General features: G+C 67.2%; 20 protein-coding genes. 5 read left to right on the forward strand and 15 right to left on the reverse strand.

Annotated features, from left to right (window positions below; genetic code table 11):
• Positions 1-16 precede the first annotated feature (16 nt).
• The 3 genes from AC5LXX_RS14090 to AC5LXX_RS14100 form a co-directional block, all read right to left on the reverse strand.
• On the reverse strand, positions 17-430 hold the full coding sequence (locus AC5LXX_RS14090; protein WP_493409834.1) for a gamma-butyrobetaine hydroxylase family protein: 414 nt from the start codon (positions 428-430) through the stop codon (positions 17-19).
• Positions 427-870: an HIT family protein gene (locus tag AC5LXX_RS14095; RefSeq protein ID WP_124453577.1), complete on the reverse strand. Its 444-nt coding sequence runs from the start codon at positions 868-870 to the stop codon at positions 427-429. The genes AC5LXX_RS14090 and AC5LXX_RS14095 overlap by 4 nt, the downstream gene beginning before the upstream one ends.
• Before the next feature lie 84 nt (positions 871-954).
• Positions 955-4,980: a DUF3683 domain-containing protein gene (locus AC5LXX_RS14100; RefSeq protein ID WP_493409835.1), complete on the reverse strand. Its 4,026-nt coding sequence runs from the start codon at positions 4,978-4,980 to the stop codon at positions 955-957.
• 576 nt (positions 4,981-5,556) lie between these two features.
• On the opposite strand from AC5LXX_RS14100, the gene ilvA reads away from it, so the two are divergent.
• Entirely contained in the window at positions 5,557-7,080 is a 1,524-nt protein-coding gene (gene ilvA, locus AC5LXX_RS14105) for a threonine ammonia-lyase, biosynthetic (RefSeq protein WP_126363296.1), read from the forward strand.
• 12 nt (positions 7,081-7,092) lie between these two features.
• Entirely contained in the window at positions 7,093-7,923 is an 831-nt protein-coding gene (gene queF / locus AC5LXX_RS14110) for an NADPH-dependent 7-cyano-7-deazaguanine reductase QueF (protein WP_322083242.1), read from the forward strand.
• A 63-nt stretch (positions 7,924-7,986) separates the two neighbouring features.
• On the opposite strand, the gene AC5LXX_RS14115 is transcribed toward queF, so the two are convergent.
• From AC5LXX_RS14115 to AC5LXX_RS14135, 5 genes are all read right to left on the reverse strand, one after another.
• Positions 7,987-8,424, reverse strand: coding sequence for a hypothetical protein (locus AC5LXX_RS14115; protein WP_493409836.1), 438 nt, complete (start codon positions 8,422-8,424; stop codon positions 7,987-7,989).
• A 77-nt stretch (positions 8,425-8,501) separates the two neighbouring features.
• Positions 8,502-8,855, reverse strand: coding sequence for a DUF1493 family protein (locus AC5LXX_RS14120; protein WP_493409837.1), 354 nt, complete (start codon positions 8,853-8,855; stop codon positions 8,502-8,504).
• Positions 8,856-9,141: 286 nt separating this feature from the next.
• Positions 9,142-9,528 (reverse strand): RidA family protein, encoded by a 387-nt coding sequence (locus tag AC5LXX_RS14125; protein ID WP_057926573.1) that lies wholly within the window; start codon positions 9,526-9,528, stop codon positions 9,142-9,144.
• Positions 9,529-9,606: 78 nt separating this feature from the next.
• Complete coding sequence (locus AC5LXX_RS14130) at positions 9,607-11,088, reverse strand: N-acyl-D-amino-acid deacylase family protein (RefSeq protein ID WP_493401557.1); 1,482 nt, start codon at positions 11,086-11,088, stop codon at positions 9,607-9,609.
• 2 nt (positions 11,089-11,090) lie between these two features.
• Positions 11,091-12,029 carry a MurR/RpiR family transcriptional regulator gene (locus tag AC5LXX_RS14135; protein WP_493409838.1) on the reverse strand — a complete coding sequence of 313 codons (939 nt, stop codon included), beginning with the start codon at positions 12,027-12,029 and terminating at the stop codon, positions 11,091-11,093.
• A gap of 119 nt (positions 12,030-12,148) precedes the next feature.
• On the opposite strand from AC5LXX_RS14135, the gene AC5LXX_RS14140 reads away from it, so the two are divergent.
• Both AC5LXX_RS14140 and AC5LXX_RS14145 read left to right on the forward strand, forming a co-directional pair.
• A complete protein-coding gene (locus tag AC5LXX_RS14140) occupies positions 12,149-13,429 on the forward strand; it encodes an amino acid deaminase (protein WP_493409839.1) in 1,281 nt (426 codons plus the stop codon).
• A 152-nt stretch (positions 13,430-13,581) separates the two neighbouring features.
• Positions 13,582-14,163 (forward strand): DJ-1/PfpI family protein, encoded by a 582-nt coding sequence (locus AC5LXX_RS14145; protein ID WP_006487930.1) that lies wholly within the window; start codon positions 13,582-13,584, stop codon positions 14,161-14,163.
• 70 nt (positions 14,164-14,233) lie between these two features.
• On the opposite strand, the gene AC5LXX_RS14150 is transcribed toward AC5LXX_RS14145, so the two are convergent.
• Together AC5LXX_RS14150 and AC5LXX_RS14155 are read right to left on the reverse strand one after the other, a co-directional pair.
• On the reverse strand, positions 14,234-14,680 hold the full coding sequence (locus tag AC5LXX_RS14150; protein ID WP_124453553.1) for a MarR family winged helix-turn-helix transcriptional regulator: 447 nt from the start codon (positions 14,678-14,680) through the stop codon (positions 14,234-14,236).
• A gap of 51 nt (positions 14,681-14,731) precedes the next feature.
• Complete coding sequence (locus AC5LXX_RS14155; protein WP_493409840.1) at positions 14,732-16,327, reverse strand: MDR family MFS transporter; 1,596 nt, start codon at positions 16,325-16,327, stop codon at positions 14,732-14,734.
• Between the two features lie 106 nt (positions 16,328-16,433).
• Between AC5LXX_RS14155 and AC5LXX_RS14160 the strand changes: the two genes are divergently transcribed.
• The gene (locus tag AC5LXX_RS14160; protein WP_124453549.1) at positions 16,434-17,276 is read left to right on the forward strand and encodes an EcsC family protein; all 843 of its coding nucleotides are present in this window, start codon (positions 16,434-16,436) and stop codon (positions 17,274-17,276) included.
• Here AC5LXX_RS14160 and AC5LXX_RS14165 read toward each other — a convergent pair.
• From AC5LXX_RS14165 to AC5LXX_RS14185, 5 genes are all read right to left on the reverse strand, one after another.
• The gene (locus tag AC5LXX_RS14165; protein WP_493409841.1) at positions 17,246-18,208 is read right to left on the reverse strand and encodes an alpha/beta hydrolase; all 963 of its coding nucleotides are present in this window, start codon (positions 18,206-18,208) and stop codon (positions 17,246-17,248) included. The two genes, AC5LXX_RS14160 and AC5LXX_RS14165, sit on opposite strands and share 31 nt — an antisense overlap.
• Positions 18,209-18,297: 89 nt before the next feature.
• The gene (locus AC5LXX_RS14170; protein ID WP_493409842.1) at positions 18,298-18,732 is read right to left on the reverse strand and encodes a CHRD domain-containing protein; all 435 of its coding nucleotides are present in this window, start codon (positions 18,730-18,732) and stop codon (positions 18,298-18,300) included.
• Between the two features lie 302 nt (positions 18,733-19,034).
• Positions 19,035-19,808: a class II aldolase/adducin family protein gene (locus AC5LXX_RS14175; protein ID WP_493409843.1), complete on the reverse strand. Its 774-nt coding sequence runs from the start codon at positions 19,806-19,808 to the stop codon at positions 19,035-19,037.
• A gap of 437 nt (positions 19,809-20,245) precedes the next feature.
• The gene (locus tag AC5LXX_RS14180) at positions 20,246-21,868 is read right to left on the reverse strand and encodes a phospholipase D family protein (protein WP_493409844.1); all 1,623 of its coding nucleotides are present in this window, start codon (positions 21,866-21,868) and stop codon (positions 20,246-20,248) included.
• A 214-nt stretch (positions 21,869-22,082) separates the two neighbouring features.
• Positions 22,083-22,799 (reverse strand): FadR/GntR family transcriptional regulator, encoded by a 717-nt coding sequence (locus tag AC5LXX_RS14185; RefSeq protein WP_493409845.1) that lies wholly within the window; start codon positions 22,797-22,799, stop codon positions 22,083-22,085.
• Positions 22,800-22,904 lie beyond the last annotated feature (105 nt).

A 22,904-nucleotide genomic window follows, 5' to 3' on the forward strand; every position in this document is an offset into this window, starting at 1 on the left:
GCGGGCGCCGTCGATTTCAGTGGCAGTGGCCGTGCGACGCGGAGGCCGCCTGCATCGGGGCGTCGCGCTCGACGCCCGCCGCCTTCAGTTTGTCGAAATAGTCGCGCCACAGCGCGTCCTGCTGCGTCGCCAGCTCGTACAGGAAATCCCACGAGTAGATGCCGGTCGAATGGCCGTCGGAGAACGTCGGCTGCAGCGCATAGTTGCCGACGCCCTCGAGCGCCGTGATCGTCACTTCGCGCTTGCCGGTCTGCAGCGTTTCCTGGCCGGGCCCGTGGCCGCGCACCTCGGCCGACGGCGAATAGACGCGCATCAGCTCGAACGGAATCCGGAAGTTCTCGCCGTTCGGGTACTGCAATTCGAGCACGCGCGACACCGCGTGCACGACGACGCCGGACGGAATCGGCGTCGTGGAAGTCAAACCGCTCATGCTTGCCTCGAATCGGTCATGCGTTGAATTTCCTCGCGCACCGCATTGTGCAGCAGCGAGGCCTGCGCGGCGCGCGTGCGCAGCAGCGCCTCGGACACGCTGCGCTGGCGCGGCGCCCAGACGGGCTGCGGGAAGTGGGCGTCGTTGGAAAAGCGCGGGATCACGTGCCAGTGCACGTGCGGCACCATGTTGCCGAGGCTCGCGAGATTCACCTTGTTCGGCTGCATCACGCGGCGCACGGCCCGCTCGACCGCATAGACCACGCGCATCAGGTGTGCCCGCTCGGGTTCGCCGAGATCGGAGAACTCGGCGACGTGCGCACCCCAGATCACCCGGCAGAAGCCCGGGTAGTCGTGCTCGCCCGTCGCGAGCACGACGCGCAGCGCATCGTCCTGCCAGAGCAGCTCGCCGCCGTCTTCACGGCAAAACACGCATTCCATCGTCGCTCCCATGTGGACGGGCGCCGGCTTGCCTGCCCGGCGCCCGCTCATTCCTGGCCCGGTCGGGCGGTCGTCATGCCCGCATTAGACCAGCACGCGCTCGATCCCGCCATTGTTCGCACGTGCGACATAATCGGCCATCCAGTTCTCGCCGAGCACCTGGCGCGCAATTTCGACCACGATGTAGTCGGCTTCGAGGTTCGCATCCTCGCTGTAGCGCGACAGGCCCTGCAGGCACGACGGGCAGCTCGTCAGGATCTTCACGTCCGGGCCGTTCGCCGCGGCGGCGGCTGGCGCCGGCGCATCGCCGGCCACCACGGGAATCGCGCGCAGCTTCGCGGCGCCCTTGCGGATCTCCTCTTCCTTGCGGAAGCGGACCTGCGTCGAGATGTCCGGGCGCGTGACCGCGAGCGTGCCCGATTCACCGCAGCAGCGCTCGTTCTTCTCGATCTTGTAGCCGTCCTTTTCCGAGCCCATCAGCTCGTTGACGAGCTTCACCGGGTCGATCGTCTTGATCGGCGTGTGGCACGGGTCGTGATACATGTAGCGCGTGCCCGACACGCCGTCGAGCTTCATGCCCTTCTCGAGCAGGAACTCGTGGATGTCGATGATCCGGCAGCCCGGGAAGATCTTGTCGAATTCGTAGCCCGCGAGCTGGTCGTAGCAGGTGCCGCACGACACCACGACCGTCTTGATGTCGAGGTAGTTCAGCGTGTTCGCGACGCGGTGGAACAGCACGCGGTTGTCGGTGACGATCTTCTCGGCCTTGTCGTACTGGCCCGAGCCGCGCTGCGGATAGCCGCAGCACAGGTAGCCCGGCGGCAGCACCGTCTGCACGCCGGCTTCCCACAGCATCGCCTGCGTCGCGAGGCCGACCTGCGAGAACAGGCGCTCGGAGCCGCAGCCCGGGAAGTAGAACACCGCTTCCGAATCGACGGTCGTCGACTTCGGGTTGCGGATGATCGGCACGATCTTGTTGTCCTCGATGTCGAGCAGCGCGCGCGCCGTCTTCTTCGGCAGGTTACCCGGCATCTTCTTGTTGACGAAGTGGATCACCTGCTCGACGACGGGCGGCTTGCCGGTCGTCGCGGGCGGGTGCTGCGTCTGCTTCGTCACGACCTTCTTCAGCATGTCGTTCGCGAAGCGCTGCACCTTGTAGCCGACGCCCATCATCACCGTGCGCGCGACGTTGATCGTCTGCGGGTTGGTCGCGTTCAGGAAGAACATGCCCGCCGCATTGCCGGCGTTGAACTTCTTCTTGCCCATCTTGCGCAACAGGTTGCGCATGTTCATCGTGACGTCGCCGAAGTCGATCTTCACCGGGCACGGCGTCGCGCACTTGTGGCACACCGTGCAATGGTCGGCCACGTCGTTGAACTCGTCCCAGTGCTTGATCGACACGCCGCGGCGCGTCTGCTCCTCGTACAGGAACGCCTCGACCAGCAACGACGTCGCGAGGATCTTGTTGCGCGGGCTGTACAGCAGGTTCGCGCGCGGCACGTGCGTCGCGCACACCGGCTTGCACTTGCCGCAGCGCAGGCAGTCCTTCACCGAATCGGCGATCGCGCCGATGTCGGACTGCTGCATGATCAGCGATTCGTAGCCCATCAGCCCGAAGCTGGGCGTATAGGCATTGCGCAGATCGGCGCCGTCGAGCAGCTTGCCCTTGTTGAAGCGGCCGTTCGGGTCGACGCGCTGCTTGTACGCGCGGAATTCGGCGATCTCGTCCTCGGTCAGGAACTCGAGCTTCGTGATGCCGATTCCGTGTTCGCCGGAAATCACGCCATCGAGCGAACGCGCGAGCGTCATGATGCGTGCGACCGACGCGTGCGCGTCCTGCAGCATCTCGTAGTTGTCGGAGTTGACCGGGATGTTCGTGTGGACGTTGCCGTCGCCCGCGTGCATGTGCAGCGCGACGAACACGCGACCGCGCAGCACGCGCTTGTGGATCGCCTGCGCTTCGTCGAGGATCTGCTTGAACGCGCCGCCGTTGAAGATCGCGCGCAGTTCCGCGCGGATCTCCTGCTTCCACGAGATGCGGACCGTGCGGTCCTGCGTGATGTGGAACACGGTCGCGCCCGGCTGCTCGTCCGCGCGATCCGCGAACTTCTCGGCGAGCGCCTCGTAGCCGAGCTGCACCAGGTAGTGCTGCGCCTCGCGCAGCGGCTGGTCGAGCCGGTCGCGCACGAATTCCCAGCGTGCGCGCACGCGCTTGAGCAACTCCAGCGCCTGCTGCACGCGGTCTTCCAGCAGTTCCGCGCTCGGGATCTCGTTCGCGTCGTCGGTCTTGCCGAGCGGCAGGTTGCCGCCGCGGAAGAACGCTTCGAGCGCGTCGACGAGCTGCAGCTTGTTCTTCAGCGACAGTTCGATGTTGATCCGCTCGATGCCGTCGGTGTACTCGCCCATCCGGTTCAGCGGGATCACGACGTCTTCGTTGATCTTGAACGCGTTCGTGTGCTTCGCGATCGCGGCCGTGCGGCTGCGGTCGAGCCAGAAGCGCTTGCGCGCCTCCGCGCTGATCGCGACGAAGCCTTCGCCGCTCTTGCCGTTCGCCATCCGGATCACTTCGGAGGTCGCGTGTGCCACCGCGTCGGCGTCGTCGCCGACGATGTCACCGATCAGCACCATCTTCGGGAACGCGTTGCGCTTGCTCTTGGTCGCGTAGCCGACCGCGCGCAGGTAGCGCTCGTCGAGGTGCTCGAGACCCGCGAGGATCGCGCCGCCCTGCTTCGACGTTTCGAACAGGTAGTCCTTGATCTCGACGATGCTGGGGATCGCCTCGCGCGCCTGGCCGAAGAATTCGAGGCAGACGGTGCGCGTGTGCGCGGGCATCTTGTGCAGCACCCAGCGCGCGGACGTGATGAGCCCGTCGCAGCCTTCCTTCTGCACGCCCGGCAGGCCGGCGAGGAACTTGTCGGTCACGTCCTTGCCGAGCCCTTCCTTGCGGAACCGGCGGCCCTCGATCTCGAGCATCTCGGTCTTGAGCAGCTTCTCGCCCGGCGCATACGCGCCGTCGAACCACTTCAGCTCGAAGCGCGCGACCGCGATGTCATGGATCTTGCCCTGGTTGTGCTCGTGGCGCGTGACTTCGAGCCAGTTGCCGTCCGGGTCGACCATCCGCCACCAGGCCAGGTTGTCGAGCGCGGTGCCCCACAGCACGGCCTTCTTGCCGCCCGCGTTCATCGCGACGTTGCCGCCGATGCACGACGCGTCGAGCGACGTTGGATCGACCGCGAACACGTAGCCGGCCGCCTCGGCCGCTTCCGTCACGCGGCGCGTGACGACGCCCGCGCCGGAGAAGATCGTCGGCACCTTGTGCGCAACACCGGGCAGCTCGGTCAGCTCGACCGCGCCGAGCTGTTCGAGCTTTTCGGTGTTGATGACGGCGGAGAACGGCGTGAGCGGCACCGCGCCGCCCGTGTAGCCGGTGCCGCCGCCGCGCGGGATCACGGTCAGGCCGAGTTCGAAGCACGCCTTGATCAGCGCCGCGATCTCGGCTTCGGTGTCGGGCGTCAGCACGACGAACGGGTATTCGACGCGCCAGTCGGTCGCGTCGGTCACGTGCGACACGCGCGACAGCCCGTCGAAGCGGATGTTGTCCTTCTCCGTGCAACGGCCGAGCGCCTTGGTCGCACGGCGGCGCAGGTCGGCCATCTTCTCGAATTCGTCGGCGAACTCGTCGACCGCGCGCTGCGCGGCGGTTTCGAGCATCTCGACGCGCGACGCGCGCTCACGGCCCGCCTCGTCGCGGTGCTCGGTGAGATCCGCGCTGCGGCGCTTGCCGATCTCCGTCAGGCGGTGGTTCAGCGCCTCGATCAGCAGCGCGCGGCGCTTCGGGTTGTCGAGCAGGTCGTCCTGCAGGTACGGGTTGCGGCGCACGACCCAGATGTCGCCGAGCACTTCGTACAGCATCCGTGCCGAGCGGCCGGTGCGGCGTTCGGCACGCAGTTCGTCGAGCACCGACCACGCCTCTTCGCCGAGCAGGCGGATCACGATCTCGCGATCCGAGAAGGACGTGTAGTTATAGGGAATCTCGCGCAAGCGGGGCGCGGGGTCGGCGGCGACGGCGGCGGCCGCGCCATGCGGATCGAAAACTTGTGGTGCGTTCATGTTCGGACGACTCGGAGGGCCGATACACCGTGCACGGGCGTCGGCAAGCGCGTGGGCGCAATCTTGGGGAAATCTGTTCTGTTACCAGGCGCGCGGCTGTCCTTCATGGGGCCGGAGCGGGCGACTCGCCCCTCCTGGCCGGCGACAGGGCCTGGCGGCACTCGGAACGATCAGCACGATCGCGCGCGGCGCGCATGCCGTTCGGCCGCGGGGCTGGCTGCGCGCGGCGTCGGCTTCAACGGTGCGATCCGAGGGTGCCTCTGCATCTTCCGAATCCTTGATTCAAAACGGAATTCTAACCCATGATCGCGCCGCCCGTGACACGCCGGACAGGTCGTGGGGCTATCGCCGCCAGCCGCGCCGGGCGGGGTTCGGCACGGTTTCGTGCGATCATTCGCCGCCCGTCCGGTCGGTAACCATACGGTTAAGCCGGTAAAAATGAGGCGTTCCGCGCCGCGAACGCCCGATCCAAACGCCTTCGCGCCCGTTCGCCCGGCATGCCGCTTGCGTGCGGGCGGACCCTTGGCGCTATCATTGATCCTTTACCGTCTGCTTCCGCACTGCACGCGAGCGCCCATGGCATCCCACGATTACCTGAAAAAAATCCTCACCGCGCGCGTCTACGACGTCGCGATCGAGACGGAACTCGAACCCGCCCGCAACCTGTCGGCCCGGCTGCGCAATGCCGTTTACCTGAAGCGCGAGGACAACCAGCCGGTGTTCTCGTTCAAGCTGCGCGGCGCGTACAACAAGATGGCGCACATTCCGACGGATGCGCTCGCGCGCGGCGTGATCACGGCGTCGGCCGGCAATCACGCGCAGGGTGTCGCGTTCTCGGCGGCCCGGATGGGCGTGAAGGCCGTGATCGTCGTGCCGGTCACGACGCCGCAGGTGAAGGTCGATGCGGTGCGTGCGCACGGCGGCCCGAGCGTCGAGGTGATCCAGGCGGGCGAATCGTACAGCGACGCGTATGCGCACGCGGTCAAGGTGCAGCAGGAGCGCGACCTGACGTTCGTCCACCCGTTCGACGATCCGTACGTGATCGCCGGCCAAGGCACCATCGCGATGGAGATCCTGCGCCAGCATCAGGGGCCGATCCACGCGATCTTCGTGCCGATCGGCGGCGGCGGGCTCGCGTCCGGCGTCGCCGCGTACGTGAAGGCAGTGCGACCGGAGATCAAGGTCATTGGCGTGCAGGCCGAGGATTCGTGCGCGATGGCGCAGTCGCTGGACGCCGGCGAACGCATCGAACTGAGCGAAGTCGGCCTGTTCGCGGACGGCACGGCCGTGAAGCTCGTCGGCGAGGAGACCTTCCGGCTGTGCCGCGAATTCCTCGATGGTGTCGTGACGGTCAACACCGACGCGCTGTGCGCGGCGATCAAGGACGTGTTCCAGGACACGCGCAGCGTGCTCGAGCCGTCCGGCGCGCTCGCGGTAGCCGGTGCGAAGCTGTATGCGGAACGCGAAGGCATCGAAAACCAGACGCTCGTCGCGGTCACGTCCGGCGCGAACATGAACTTCGACCGGATGCGCTTCGTGGCCGAGCGCGCGGAGGTCGGCGAGGCGCGCGAAGCCGTGTTCGCGGTCACGATCCCCGAGGAACGCGGCAGCTTCAAGCGCTTCTGCTCGCTCGTCGGCGATCGCAACGTCACCGAGTTCAACTACCGGATCGCCGATGCGCAGTCCGCGCATATCTTCGTCGGCGTGCAGATCAAGCGCCGCGGCGAATCGGCGGAGATCGCCGCGAACTTCGAGTCGCACGGCTTCAACAGCGTCGACCTGACGCACGACGAGCTGTCGAAGGAACACATCCGCTACATGGTCGGCGGCCGCTCGCCGCTCGCGCTCGACGAACGCCTGTTCCGCTTCGAATTCCCCGAACGGCCGGGCGCGCTGATGAAGTTCCTGTCGTCGATGGCGCCGGACTGGAACATCAGCCTGTTCCACTACCGTAACCAGGGGGCGGATTACAGCTCGATCCTCGTCGGGCTGCAGGTGCCGCAGGCCGATCGCGCCGAATTCGAACGCTTCCTCGCGGCGCTCGGCTATCCGTATGTCGAAGAGAGCGCCAACCCGGCTTACCGCCTCTTCCTGTCGTAAAGGCGTCACACGATGAATCCCGAACAATCCCCGCTCGGCAAGGCCACCGTCTACGCGGCGCAGTACGACGCGTCGCTGCTGTTCCCGATTCCGCGCGCCGGCGCGCGCGAGCAGCTCGGCATCACGTCGGCGCTGCCGTTCTTCGGCACCGACATCTGGAACGCATACGAACTGTCGTGGCTCAATGCGCGCGGCAAGCCGCAGGTCGCGGTCGCGACGTTCTACGTGCCGGCCGAATCGCCGAACATCGTCGAATCGAAGTCGTTCAAGCTGTATCTCGGCTCGTTCGCGCAGTCGAAGTTCGACTCGATCGACGCGGTGCGCGACGTGCTGAAGCGCGACGTGTCGGCCGCGTGCGGCGCGAGCGTGTCGGTGCAGCTCGTGTCGGCGCACGATTTCGGCAAGCTCGAGATGGACGAGCTCGACGGGCTGTCGCTCGACCGCCTCGACCTCGACACCGACATCTACGAACCCGATCCGTCGCTGCTGTCGGCCGCCGACGGCGAGAACGAAGCACCGGTCGAGGAAACGCTCGTGTCGGACCTGCTGCGCTCGAACTGCCCGGTCACGGGCCAGCCCGACTGGGGTAGCGTGCAGATCCACTACGTCGGGCCGCAGATCGACCACGCGGGCCTGCTGCGCTACATCATCTCGTTCCGCAATCACACGGGCTTTCACGAGCAGTGCGTCGAGCGGATCTTCCTCGACATCCTGCACGCGTGCAAACCGGTGAAGCTCGCGGTGTATGCGCGCTATACGCGCCGCGGCGGGCTCGACATCAACCCGTTCCGCACGAACTACAACCAGCCGATGCCGGATAACGCGCGGACGGCGCGGCAGTAAATGCGTGTGTTGGCGGGCATTTTGCGGTCCGCCAACATTGCCTGCTTGCGACGGCGCGTTTCTCTAATTCGGCGCGAACACGTCGGCCCGGCACTTCGGGCAGTACAAGTAGATCGCCCGAGCATCCGGCATGGTAATGAAGCCTCGCCTTGCCTGGTCTATCCTCCATTTCGCCGCGCCACCACCCGCTAGACGCGCTTCGCCTTCGGCATAGCAACGCGCCGCGTCCAGGTCATGGCTGTATGCCCCTTCCGTTACGCGGCTCGCACGCTTGAAAAATGCGCTGACATCCGCACGCCGAAGAACGAACGTGCGACACATATCCGCCGTTTCGTCCCCGTTGATGTCAGCCGACCATGCGCCGTTCCTGACGATTTCGAGTGACTCCGGGACGACAATGGGTACCGCACCGCCAGGCGATAACTTATTGGACAGCGTGCCCGCGGCCGCACTGTGGCTGAGCGCGAGCGCCAACATCAAAACTGCGATCCGACTCACCATTGCACTCTCGCCACCTCCGTCCGGTTCTTCCGCGATACTGTCGGATAGCGGAAGTCCCCACGCCCTCGTCTCGGCTCTCACGGCAACTTAGCCAGGTGCTCGACATCCCATTTCCGTTCAACCGCTGCGCGGTACAGCATCGCCAGCGTGATCGGTTCCCGTTCGAGAACGTGCGGTTTTCGGAGCACCCATCTGCGGAACAACGAATAGAAGCCCCCTTCGCCCTCCATCAGGAAATACCGGTGAAAATCGAAGTCGCCGGTGTCGACGGAAAAACGCTCGAAAAAGCGACCCATGAAATCGTCGGCCTCGTCGCCGGTCTGGCCAAGATCCTCCCAAAGCCTCGTGGCGGCGGACAACGGCGTCGATTTGCCAAGCCCTACCTCTGATCTGACGAAGGCCTCGACCTCATCCCAACGCACGTTTTCCATCAAAACACCTTGCCCTCTGGATTGAAAGGCGGTTGTAGCCGGCGAATCGCGCCATGCATCCGCGGCTTGCTGTCGCAGCCCGCTCAGACAGGCGTGTCACGTTGAGGCCCGTCGGAAAACTTCGTCACACAATGCAAAGTTCCGGTGGCGCTCATACCTGCTTCAACCGAGTTGTATTTGAACGCCCTCGCCCACCCGCTCGCCCTCGCATCGACTGCCTCAAATGCAACAAGGCCGGTGCACGTCAATGCACCGGCCTTGTTGTACAGCGTCCGCCCTTGCCGCGTTACTTCGCCGGCGCCTTGTAGGCGATACAGTCGACCTCGACCTTGCAATCGATGACCATGCTCGACTGCACGCACGCGCGTGCCGGCGGATTTTCGCCGAAGTACGACACGAACACCTTGTTGAACGACGCGAAATCGCGCGCGTCGTCGAGCCACACGCCGCAGCGCACGACGTGCTCCAGGCCGTAACCGGCTTCCTTCAGGATCGCGATCACGTTCTCGATCGTCTGCTTCGACTGCGTGACGATCCCGCCTTCGACGACCTCGCCGTTCACCATCGGCGTCTGGCCCGACACGTACAGCCAGCCGTCGGCCTCGACCGCACGCGCGAACGGCATCACCTGGCCGCCGGTACCCTTCGCTTCGCCTACGCCATATCGCTTCATCGTTTCACTCCTCACATTTCGGTTACGGATACGCGCGCCCGTTGCGGCGCACGCGGAAGATCGGAACAACGGCCGCGTTCAGAACGCGGCGTCGGCACTCGCCGCCACGCGCTCGCCGCGCGCAACGAATCCGCCGGCGCGCTCGCCGGTCGGCTGGCCGTTTTCATACGTCAGCACGCCGTTCACCCACACGGCGTCGATCCCGTGCGCGGGCTGTTGCGGCTTCTCGAAGGTCGCGGCGTCGATCACGCTCGCCGGATCGAACAGCACGAGATCGGCGTGGTAGCCGACATGCACCTCGCCGCGCTTCGCGATCCCGTAGCGGCGCGCGGACAGCGACGTCATCTTGCGGATCGCCTCCTCGAGCGGCAGCAGGTTCGTGTCGCGCACGTAATGGCCGAGCACGCGCGGGAACGCGCCCCACAGCCGCGGATGCGGCAGCGGATCGTTCGGCAGCCCGTCGGAGCCGACCATCGTCGCGGGGTGCGACAGGATCCGGCGCACGTCGTCCTCGGACATGTTGTGGTACACGGCGCCGGCCGGACGAATGCGCTGCGCGGCTTCCTGCTCGGTCACGCCCCAGTCGGCCGCGATCGCCTTCAGCAGCTTGCCCGCGACTTCCGGATGCGGCTCCGACCACGTGATCGTGATGTCGATGTCGCCCGTCACCTGCTTCAGGTCGAGCGTCGACGAGCTGCGGCTGTACGGATAGCAGTCGCAGCCGACCGGCTGGTAGCGGCGCGCGCCTTCGAGCGACGCGAGCACTTCGGTGCTGCGCCCCCAGTTCGACGGGCCCGCGCACTTCAGGTGCGAGATCACGACCGGCACCTGCGCATGGCGGCCCACGCGATACGCCTCGTCCATCGCATCGAGGATCGCGTCGAATTCGGTGCGCATGTGCGTCGTATACAGCGCGCCGGCCTTTGCGAGCGGTTCGGCGAGCGCCATCACTTCCTCGGCCGGCGCCGCGAACGCGGAGCCGTATGCGAGGCCCGACGACAGGCCGAGCGCACCGTTCGCGAGCGCCTCCTCGAGCTGCGCGCGCATCCCGGCGATTTCGCCGTCGGTCGCCGCGCGGTCGAGGCGGTCCATCTGGTTGTTGCGCAGCGCCGTATGGCCGACGAGCGCCGCGACGTTCACGGCCGGGCGCGCATGGTTCACGGCCGCGACGTAGTCGGCGAAGGTCGGGTACTGGAACGCGCCGCGCTCGCCCAACAAATTCATCGGGTCGGGCGGGTCGCCCGCAAGCGTCACCGGCGATGCGCTGATCCCGCAGTTGCCGACGATCACAGTCGTCACACCCTGCGAGATCTTCGGGATCATCTCAGGCGCGCGGATCACGTGCGTGTCGTCGTGCGTGTGCACGTCGACGAAGCCCGGCGCAAGCGCGCGGCCGTTCGCATCGACGACGTTCTCGGCCAGCCAGTTCGACAGGTTGCCGATCGCCGCGATCAGGCCGTTGCGGATCGCGACGTCGCGCGTGACGGGCGGCGCGCCGGTGCCGTCGTACAGTTGCGCGCCGACGATCAGCGTATCGGCGGCTTCGGGATGCGAATGCATGGTCAGTCTCCTACCGGTTGACGGTCTCCGCCGCCGCGGTGCGCATCGAGCGCGTGCTTGATGCGGCGCAGCGATTCTCGGCCCGCATCGCCGAGCCGCAATGCGACTCCGGTAACGAGCACGTCGATCGCCATCATCATCGCGTAACGCGATGTCGAAGGCTTGTAAATGAAATCGGTTTCGAATGCGACGACCGGGATCAGGTGGTCGGCGAGCTTTGCGAGCGGCGACGCCGGTGCGGTGATCGCGATCAACGTCGCGCCGTAGCGCTTCGCAAGCCGGCAGCTCTCGAGCAGCTCGGGCACGCGCCCGCTCACCGACAGCGCGACGACGACGGTGTCGCGCGACAGCGTGGCGGCCACCATCCGCTGCAGCACGCTGTCCTGGTAGCTCGCGACCGGCCGGCCGAAGCGCACGAGCCGGAACCGCAGCTCGTCGGCGAGCGCGGTCGAGCCGCCGCCCTGCCCGTACACATAGGTCATCTTCGCGCCGGCGAGCAGGTCGGCCGCTGCATCGAACGACGTGTTGCGCAGCAGCTGGTGGTTGTGCGCGAGCGCCACGCGGATCTCGTCGTAGACCATCGACGCAGGGCTCGCGTCGTCGACCGGCGCGTCGTCGGACGGTATCAGGAAGCGCTGGCCGACGGCCGCCGCCTGCGCGACGAGCACCTTCAGTTCGCGTACGTCGCGGCAGCCGACGGCCTTCGCGAAGCGCGTGACCGTCGCGACGCTGACCTCCGCGTCGCGCGCCAGCGCGCCGATGCTCGCATGCGCGGCGCGCGCGAGATCGGCCAGGATGAACGCGGCGACCTTGCGCTCGGCTTCGCGCAGCTCGGGCGCGCATTCTGCGATCCGCGCGACGATGTCGAGGACCGGCGGGGCGGCCTGGGCCGGATGAGGCTCGGCCGCGAGCGGAGCGGACGGGGAGGCGGGCGTATTCATCTGCGGATAAGGGTGGGGAGGTTGATGTTACTAAATAACATCACCGCGCAGATGCTACTTTCTGTACCATCTGCGTGTCAACTTCAGTGCAATGCATAGTGATGATGGAGCGGGATGACATGAAAGTTACAAACTATCAGGAAGCGACGATCGACCCGTTCGGCAAGGGTCTGGGCAATCTGCCGAGCGCGAGCGTGCCGCTCGGCGACGCAGGCCGGCTCGAATGGAACCTGCTCGCGGAAGACGTCAGCCTGCCGGCCGCCGTGCTTTACGAAGACCGCGTCGAGCACAACCTGAACTGGATGCAGGCATTCGTGCAGAAATACGGCGTCAAGTTCGCGCCGCACGGCAAGACGACGATGGCGCCGCAATTGTTCCGCCGCCAGCTCGACGCCGGCGCGTGGGGCATCACGCTCGCGACCGCGCACCAGACGCAGGCCGCGTATCACGGCGGCGTGCGGCGCGTGTTGCTCGCGAACCAGCTGGTCGGCCGCCAGAACATGACGATCATCGCCGGGCTGCTGTCGGATCCCGATTTCGAATTCTTCTGTCTGGTCGATTCGGCGGAAACCGTCGACCAGCTCGGCCGCTTCTTCGGCGCCGCGAAGAAATCGCTGAACGTGCTGATCGAACTCGGCGTGCCGGGCGGCCGCGCGGGCGTACGCGACGCCGCGCAGCGCGAGGCCGTACTGGCCGCGCTCGCGCGCTACCCGGACACGCTGAAGCTGGCCGGCATTGAACTCTATGAAGGCGTGCTGAAAGAGGAAGGCGAGATCCGCACGTTCCTGCAGGAAGCCGTCGCGCTCACGCGCGAACTCGCGGAAGCGGGCCGCTTCGCGCGCACGCCGGCGATCCTGTCCGGCGCCGGTTCGGCGTGGTACGACGTGGTCGCGGAAGAATTCAGGAAGGCATCCGACGCCGGCTTCGCGGAAGTCGTGCTGCGGCCGGGCTGCTACCTGACGCACGACGTCGGCATCTACAAGAAGGCGCAGACCGACGTGTTCGCGCGCAACCCGATCGCGCGTTCGATGGGCGAAGGGCTGCTGCCGGCGCTGCAGCTGTGGGCGTACGTGCAGTCGGTGCCGGAAGCCGATCGTGCGATCGTCGCGCTCGGCAAGCGCGACGCGGCATTCGACGCGGGCTTGCCCGAGCCGGCGCGCCACTTCCGCCCGGGCCGCGACACCGCGCCGCGCGACGTCGCCGCGACCGAAGGCTGGGCCGTGACCGGGATGATGGACCAGCACGCGTACCTGCAGATCCCGCCGGGCGCGGACGTGAAGGTCGGCGACATGGTCGCGTTCGACATCTCGCACCCGTGCCTGACGTTCGACAAGTGGCGCCAGGTGCTCGTGCTCGATCCGCAGTTCCGCGTGACGGAAGTCGTCGAAACGTTCTTCTGACGCCCCGCGCGCGCCGCCCCGCCGCTCGCGCGGGGCGGCCGTCACGCGCGCTTCAATCTGCCGGAGTACACTGCGCTTTCGTCCTCGGGGCCCCTCGCGGCCGTTGCGTACGGCGCGAGCGGGCCTTCAACGCTGCTTCACTGGAGAAAGCCATGGCCGCGAAGAAGATCCTGTTCCTGACCGGCGATTTCGCCGAAGACTACGAAACGATGGTGCCGTTCCAGGCGCTGCAGGCCGTCGGCCACCACGTCGATGCAGTCTGCCCGGGCAAGCGCGCGGGCGACAAGATCAAGACCGCCATCCACGATTTCGAAGGCGACCAGACCTACACCGAGAAGCCCGGCCACCAGTTCACGCTGAATGCCGCGTTCGACGACGTCGACGCCGCGCGCTACGACGCGCTCGCGATCGCGGGCGGCCGTGCCCCCGAATACCTGCGACTCGATCCGAAGGTGATCTCGCTCGTGCGCGAGTTCGCCGAAGCCGGCAAGCCGATCGCCGCGATCTGCCATGCGGCGCAGTTGCTCGCGGCCGCCGATGTGATCCGCGGCAAGCGCATTTCGGCCTACCCGGCCTGCGCACCCGAAGTGAAGCTCGCGGGCGGCGAATATGCAGATATCCCGGTCGACGCAGCCGTGACCGACGCGCCGTTCGTCACCGCGCCCGCGTGGCCCGCGCATCCAGCCTGGCTCGCGCAGTTCCTCGCGCTGCTGGGCACGCGCATCGAGCTGTAAGTCTGAATCGAATCGTGACGGGGTGAGACAAGGCGGCCGGCGGCACACACGTGCCGCCCCGCTCCCCGCTTCAGCGCGCGACCGGCGCCGAACCGACGTCCGCGATCCGCGTTTCCAGCATCGCGAGCGCACCCGACAGCGCATTCAGCACGTCGTCCGGCAACTGCGCCATCGTCTGTTCGATGAACGCCTTGCGGCGCGGCAGGCACGCGTCGAAGGCCGCACGGCCTTCGTCCGTCAGCGTCACGTTGGTCACGCGATTGTCGCGTGCATCGGATTCGCGCTGGATCCAGCCGAGCGCATCGAGCGACTTCAACTGGCGCGTGAGCGCGCCCGGATCGATGCGCAGCACTTCGACGAGCTTCTTCTGCGACGAATGCCCGCCCATCGTGTGCAGCGCGACCATGATGCGCCAGCGCGGCATCGGCTGCCCGACGTGCGCTTCGAACGCGGTCATGAACGCGCGATACGTGCGTCCGAATTGCTGCAAGATCGCGACGCGGTCCTGTTCTTCCATGCGCTGAGTTCGTTTCCGGTAAATCGTTGAATCGTTGAATCGCCCGATCGGTCAGTCGGCCGCGACGTGCGGCTCGATCTTGCGCCGCAGCGCGATCGGCGGCACGCGACGACACTGCCACACCGACACCACGGCGACGACGGCCGCCATCGCGACGCCCAGGTGAATCGCGCCGACGAGCGATTCGCGGGCCGCTTCCAGCAGCAGCGCGCCATTATGCCCGGCACGCGTCAGCTCCGCGACGAGACCGCCCTGCGCCGCGCGATCGATCAGGATCTGCGGATCGGCGAGCTGCGCATGCCACTGCATCGCATGATCGGCCGCCAGCGCGTTGCGCACGCCGCCCGAGTACATCTGGTTGACGAGCGTGCCCGTCAGCGCGGTACCGAGCATCCCGCCGACCATCCGCAGCGACTGCAGCAGCGCCGTCGCGATGCCGAGATGCTCGCGGCCGGCGGCCTGCTGCGCGAACACGGTGAGGTTCGGCAGCACGAAGCCGAGCCCGATGCCGCCCGCGACCATCAGCGCCATCAGCATCCAGGCCGGCGTCGTATGGGTCGACACGACGATGCCCGCGCACGCGATCGCGAACAGCACGAAGCCGACGTGCAGCATCGCGTTCGGGTTGCGGATGCGCGTGACGACGCGGCCGTTCATGATGCTGCCGATCGTGATGAACACGACGAGCGGCGTGATCACGAGCCCGGCTTCCTTCGGCGACATCCCGAAGCCGCCCTGGAACAGCAGCGGCGCGTAGAACAGCAGCGAGAACATCGAGAAACCGGCGAGGATCGCGAGCACGAACAGCGCCGACAGCGCGCGGTTGCCGAACATGTCGAACGGCAGAATCGGCTGCGCGCAACGCTTCTCCCAGTGCCACAGGCCGACGCCGGCCGCGACCGCGACCACGAGCAGCAGCGACGCCCAGCTCGCGACGCCGTACTTCGGCAGCCATTCGACGAACAGCTGCAGCGCGCCGAGCGACAGCGCGATCAGCAGCGCGCCCGGCCAGTCGAGCCGCATCTTGCGGTCGTGCGCGACGTGGCGCAGGTGCGGCAGGTAGCGCCACACGAAGAACAGCGACAGCAGGCCGACCGGCAAATTCACGTAGAACACCGAGCGCCAGCCGAACGACTGGGTCAGCACGCCGCCGAGCGACGGGCCCACCGCGTTCGCGATGCCGAACGCGGAGCTCATCAGCACCTGCCAGCGCAGACGCACGACGGAATCGGGGAACAGGTCGGGAATGCACGCGAATGCGGTGCCGACCAGCATCCCGCCGCCGATCCCCTGCAGCCCTCGCGCGAGCACGAGGGTCAGCATGTCGTTGGCCATCCCGCACAGCACGGATGCGGCGGTGAACACGACGATCGACGCGATGACGAACGGCTTGCGGCCGTAATAGTCGCCGAGGCGGCCGAAGATCGGCACCGTGATCACGGAACTGAGCAAGTACGAGGTCGCGACCCACGCGTACAGGTCGAAACCGCGAAGCTCGGCGACGATGGTCGGCAACGCCGTGCCGACGACGGTCTGGTCGAGCGCGACGAGCATGGTAACGAACGAGATCCCGATCATCGCCAGCAGCGATTCACGGAACGGCAGGACTTGCCCGCTCGAATGGTGGGCGGCAGTGTGAACGGCCATTTTTTGTTGATGCAACTTTTGACGAGTCAAACAATCTCAAAATTCTAGCATGCCGGAGTAATCTAGGCTGGCGACGGTTGAGGGCCTGTTCAGGCCAAGGAGAAAGATGGAACCGATTTCAATCACCCCCGCGACGACGCTTTCGCAGGAGGATCGGGACGCGCTGTGGCGCGCGAAGCAGGTGCTGGAAAGCCCGTCGCTGACGATGAAGCTGACCGGCATGCTCGGCGCGCCGGTCGAGAAAATGATCGCGCGGCTGCCGGATTTCGCGACCGGCAAGATCAACGACGCGACGCAGCTCGCGCTGCGCAAGTGCCTGAACATCGCGCTGCGCACGCTCGGCAAGCCGCCGGCGCCCGACGCCGAGCCCGACAAGCCGAGCAACCTGCTGCACAAGCTCGCGGTCGCGACGACCGGCGCGGCCGGCGGCGCGTTCGGCTTTCTCGCGCTGCCGGTCGAGCTGCCGGTGACGACCACGCTGATCTTTCGCTCGGTGTGCGACATCGCGCGCAGCGAGGGCGAGGACCTGACGTCGGTCGATACGCAGTTGCAATGCCTGGCCGTGCTCGGCATGGGTGGCCACCCGGACAAGCAGGAAGAGGACGCCGATCTCGGCTATTTCGTGCTGCGCGGCGCGCTTGCGCAGGCGATCTCGAAGGCGTCGTCGGACATCACGACGAAGGGCATCGCCGCGCACAGCTCGGCGGCCGTGTTCAAGCTCGTGCAGACCGTAGCGTCGCGCTTCTCGGTGCAGGTGACCGAGCAGATGGCCGCGAAGTCGATCCCGGCGATCGGCGCCGTGCTCGGCGCGACCGTCAACACGCTGTTCATCGACCACTTCCAGCAGATGGCGCACGGCCACTTCACCGTGCGCCGGCTCGAGCGCAAGTACGGTTCGGCTGCGGTCAAGGCCGCCTATCAGGCGATCGACGCCTCGCCGACGCGCTGAACCGCGCGTTCGACCGCGACGCGGCGCAGAAACGCGGCCGCACGGTCGAGCGCGTCGCGCGCTTCCGGCACCATCGGCGCGTACAGCTGCCACACGTGCGGCATGTCCGGCCACACCTCGATCTCCACCGCCACGCCGACCGCCTTCGCCTTCTCAGCGACGCGGCGCGAATCGTCGAGCAGCACTTCGGTGCTGCCGACCTGGATATACAGCGGCGGCAGGCCCGTGAAATCCGCATAGAGCGGCGACGCGTACGGATGCGTCGCCGGCGTGTCGCCGAGGTACAGTTTCGCGGCCTTCGGCAGCGCCGCACCGGCGAACATGGGATCGGCGCCGTCGTTGGTGCGCAGCGTCTCGCCGGTGGCCGCGAGATCGGTCCACGGCGAGAACAGGATCGCACCGGCCGGCAACGGCTCGCCGCGGTCGCGCAGTGCGACGAGCGTCGCGAGTGCAAGGCCGCCGCCCGCCGAATCGCCGCCGAGCACGATCGACTCGGGCGGCGTGCCCAGTGCCAGCAGTTGCCGGTAGGCGGCGAGCGCATCGTCGAGCGCGGCCGGGAAGCGGTTTTCGGGCGCGAGCCGGTAGTCGAGCGAGAACGAGCGCACACCTGCGCGCTTCGTCAGGCCGAACACGAGCGGCCGGTGGGTCCTCGTCGAACAGAAGTAGTAACCGCCGCCGTGGATGTACAGCAGCGTGCGGCCGGGCCCGCGACCCGCGCTCGAATCGGTGCGCTCGAGCCATTCGCCGCGCAGCGGCGCGTCGCCCGCGCCATGGCACTGGCGCAGCCGGTAACCCGACGGCGCACGGCGCGGCACAACCATCCGCAGGTCGGTAAAGCGCCGCGCACGCGCGGGGTCGAGCACCTCGCGCGTGGTCTCGGGACGAAACTGCCAGCGCAGCAGCCAGCAGGCGAACTTGCTTTGCCAACTCATCGGACGCACTCCGTATTCGCAGTGTGACGATGGTACGTGCGAACGTTCCCGCACCGCTCGACAGGTGCCTCTATATCAAACGCCGGCGCTCAGTTCGCCGGCATCACCTGGCCGCGGATCTCGCCGGCCGGGTGCTCCTTCGTGTGGATGTTGAAGTACCACTTGCCGCCCATCAGGTCGGTGACCTGCGCATCGGTGAGTTCCTTCGACCCCTTGATCGGGCTCGCCAGCTCGTCCTTCGGAATCGGCACCTGCACGCCCGCGTTCTGGCCGACCGGCGCGGGCCCGTGAAAGTGCGCGGCGGTGGCCGGCCCCGTGAGGTGCTCGTAAGTTGCCGTCCACTGCAGCGTATGGGTGGCCGTGTCGTACGTGGCGCTGACGGTACCCGAACCCTTGGTCGCCGTCGGCGGCACTTCGCTCGACGGCTGGAGATTGGCGGACAGGCGCACCGATTCGGCGGCAGCGCTGCCGGCGGCCAGCACGCCCGCGAGTAACGCGACCTGGAGCAAACGCAGCTTGAGCATGGACTCTCCTTGTACGACGTTGTACGCCGCCCGAACGGGGGCGCCAGACAGGATGGTAGTCGATCGCCGCCGTTGCGGGAGTCCGCCGAACGGCCATGCAGCGAATCGTCGCAGCGTCGCGTCAGTCTGCGTCAACCTGGAACGGACTATTGCAACCCGACGGCTGAATCCGCGCGCGGCCTTTCGCTACACTTCGTTTCACAGTTGCTTGTTTCCTTCGTCCGAAGGAGTCTGCGAGTATTCACGCGGCCACCCGGCCGCGTTTTTTTTGCGTGCGCCGCCGGCACGCGCCGCACGTCAGGTCATGCGCGATAGCCGGGATCGATGCGATCGACGATACGCTGCAGCGCGTCGAACGCGTCCTGCCCCGCGCCATGCTTCGGATCGAAATTCAGCGAATCGCGCACGCATCCTTCGAGCACCGGCGGCGCGATCGGCAGCGGTCCGCCGATCGCATGCGTCGCGACCTGCACCTCGCATGCACGGTTGAGCAGCCACATCAGCGAGAACGTCTGCGCGAGCGTCGCGCCGATCGTCACCGGGCCGTGGTTGCGCAGCAGCAGCACGGGCCGCCCGCCCGCGCTCTCGACGATGCGCCTGCCCTCCTCGCGATGCACGGTGATGCCCTCGAAGTCGTGATACGCGATCTTCCCGTACAGCTGCGCCGAATAGAAGTTGGAAAACGACAGCCCGTCACGCGAACAGCACACGGCCATCGTGGGCGTCGTGTGCACGTGCATCACGCAATGCGCGTCGGGCAGCGCCGCATGGATCGCGCTGTGAAACGTGAAGCCGGCCGGATTGATCGGCCAGTCGGAATGCCCGATCACGTTGCCGTCGATGTCGATCTTCACGAGGTTCGACGCGCACACCTCGCGGTAATGGAGCCCGAACGGGTTGATCAGGAAATGCCCGTCCTCGCCCGGCACGCGCAGCGAAATGTGGTTGTAGATCAGCTCGGTCCAGCCGAGGGTGTCGAAGATGCGGTAGGCGGCCGCGAGCTGCACGCGCGCCTGCCATTCGGCTTCGGAGAAGCGGGTGGGGCTCGCGAACGGCTGGTTCGGTACACGTTGCATGGGGAACTCCGGTTGCGGGTGGGCGCGATACGCGTGGCGCGGGCCGCCGGACCGTATCGACACGCCGCCATGATGGTTGCGGATACAACCATATCAGCTTCCCCGACCCGCGTTAACGCGGGTTTAGCCGGAGCGCTTCCGTCCCCTTAGGGCCTGTTCACGCTAATAACGGGCTTGCGCTGGCCCCCAGAAGGGCCGAGCGCAAGGAATGCGACGCAGCGAATACTCGACGTATTCGCAAGGAGCATGACGCGGCGATCGGCCCTTCTGGGGGCCAGCCCCACGAATGAATTTTCCAAAAAACAGGGGAACGTGCCTTGCCGGCCGCACTGCGGCGTCGATCGTCGCTTGTTTGGCGCGGCCAAACGGCGCTCCTCCCTCCTTGCATTGCGCCCGGCAAGGCACGTTCGCAAGCCCGTTATTAGCGTGAACAGGCCCTAAAGCTGGTCGTCGACCGGCAGCAGCATGAAGATCCCCGTCATCAGGTTACGCAGCAGCCCTGCGTGCGGATCGACGTGATAGGTCGTCGGCTTGCCGTCGTCGATGCCCGTCCACTCGAGTCCGGGCGATCCGCCGCCCGTCGGCGTCACGAGGCTCACGCGATAGCTTTCGTCCGGCTGCGTCGCGCGCGCGAAGATCTTCGCGGCCTGCTCCGCGAGCGCCGGGCTGTGGATCACCAGTGCCAGTTCGGTATTCAGGTGCACGGAACGCGGGTCGAGGTTCATCGATCCGATCACGAGGATCTTCCGGTCGATCACGTACGCCTTCGCGTGCAGGCTCGCACGCGAGCGCGACCCGAACAGGCGCGGGCGCGGGCTGCCCGGCTGCGCCTTGAACTCGTACAGCTCGACGCCGCGCTGCAGCAGCGGCACGCGGTACGGCCCGTAGCCGGCCTGCACGGCGACCGCGTCGGTCGCGGCAAGCGAATTCGTCAGGATCGCGACGCGCACGCCGCGCGCGGTCGTGTCGCCGAGAATCTTCACGCCCGCGTCGTGCGGCACGAAGTACGGCGAGAACGCGAGGAATTCCTGCTGCGCGCCGCGCGTCAGCTCGGCGAGCCGCTGCATCGGCGGGCTCACGTATGCGTCGGTCGGCTGCGCGACCTTGTCGGGCGCGTCGACCTTGAACTCGGCCGGCGCCCACACGAGCTCGAGCGCGTCGCGCGCGATCTGCTGCGCGAGCGGCGTCGCATTCAGCGGCTTCGCGTTGTACGGTTCGGCGTTCTGGCGCCAATGAGTGCGCAGCTCGTCGCGCATCGCGTCGAGATCCTTCGGATCGAACGTCTGATGATTCAGCACACGCAACGGATAGCTGCTCGCGCTCGACCAGTACGTGTCGAAGCTCGCCGAGACGTCGTTCGTCACGGGGCCGGCGGCGAGCACGTCGAGATCGCGGAACTGCAGCGTCGGGCTCGCGCTGAAGTATTCGTCGCCGAGATTGCGGCCGCCGACGATCGCGATCTGGTTGTCCGCGATCATCGCCTTGTTGTGCATCCGGCGCGTGAAGCTGTCGATGCGCGTGAAGAAGTTGGTCGTGCGCTCGACCATGCCCTGCGACGCGCCGAACGGGTTGAACACGCGGATCTCGATGTTCGGGTGCGTGTTCAGCGCGGCCATCACGCGGTCGATGTCGCGGAAGTTCAGGTCGTCGACCAGCATCCGCACGCGCACGCCGCGATCGGCCGCGTAGAGCGCCGCGGCGAGCAGCAGCTTGCCCGTCGTGTCCTCGGTCGCGATGTAGTACTGCATGTCGAGCGTCTTCGTCGCGGCGCGGGCGAGCGCGATGCGCATCTGCAGCGCTTCAGTGCCTTCCGGCAGCAGCCGGAAGCCCGACTGGCCCGGATGCGCGGCCTCGGGTGCGGCCAGCGCGTCGCGCAGCGGCGTCGCGGTATCGGGCGGCAACGCGTGGGACACCGGGCGATCGAGCGTCGTGGCGGGCGGATGCGTCGCGCACGCGGCGACGAGCGACAGCAGTGCGCAGACGGCCAGCACGCGGACCGGGCGGCATGCGGCACGCCACGACGGCGCGGCCGGCGCGCGCCGGATGAAAGACGTGAGCACGGGAGCTTCCTCGACTGGCGGAACGACGGTCCGCATTCGCCGCGGCGCGCGGCTGGCGCGCGGTTCCGGCCGATTCTAGTGGGCGGCCGGCGAACCGGTCAATCGCGCAGGCGGCACCTGGCGCCCCGCGTGCGGCCCGCTTTCGGCGCGCGATGCCCCGGCACGCCCGATTCGCCCGCCGGACGGGCCTCGAATGGAAGTGGTCCAGCCAATCTCACGGCGTGTCGCCGCTGCGCTCGAAATGACTGCGCACGTAGTCGATATGCGTCTGCATCGCGGTGCGCGCCTCTTCGGGCCGCTGCGCGCAGATCGCGTCGCACACGACGCGATGCTGCAGCAACAGCAGCTCGGACGCCTGCTCGTCGACTGTCGTCATCCCGGCCACGTTGATCGAGATGTGCTCGCGCAGCATCCCGATCACGCTCGTATGCAGGTGCAGGAACATCGTGTTGTGGGACGCGAGCGCGATCGCCTCGTGCAGCTTCGCGTCGGTCGCGGCCTCGACGGCAGCGTCGTCGTTCGCGTGCGCGGTTTCGAGTTCGCGCAGCAGCGCGCGGATCCGGCGCCGGTCGTTCGCGTCGGCCCGCAGCGCGGCGAAATACGCGGTCGCGCCTTCGAGCACGCGGCGGAATTCGAGGATGTCGTCGCGCAGCGCCGGATGATCGGCGACCAGTTGCCCCCACGGCGACGCGATGCCCGCGCGCAGCTGGTCCGTCACGTAGACGCCCGCGCCACGCCGGCTCTGCAGCAGCCCGCGCGCGACGAGCCGCTGGGTCGCCTCGCGCACGGTATTGCGCGCGACGCCGTACTGCTGCGCGAGCACGCGCTCGGCCGGCAGCCGCGCGCCGGCCGGCCAGGTGCCGTCGAGCAGTGCCGTCTCGATCTTGCGCATCACCACTTCGGTCCGGCCCCGTGCCGTCATCGCTGCCATCGTCGCGTCTCCCTGCGCAATGCCTGTCGCGCCGATTGGCCCAACCAATTTGAGCTGCGGCGCCGTCGCGGGAATTATGCAGCGAAATCGTCGACCCGCATGCCG

It is taken from the genome of Burkholderia torrens, assembly GCF_984668525.1.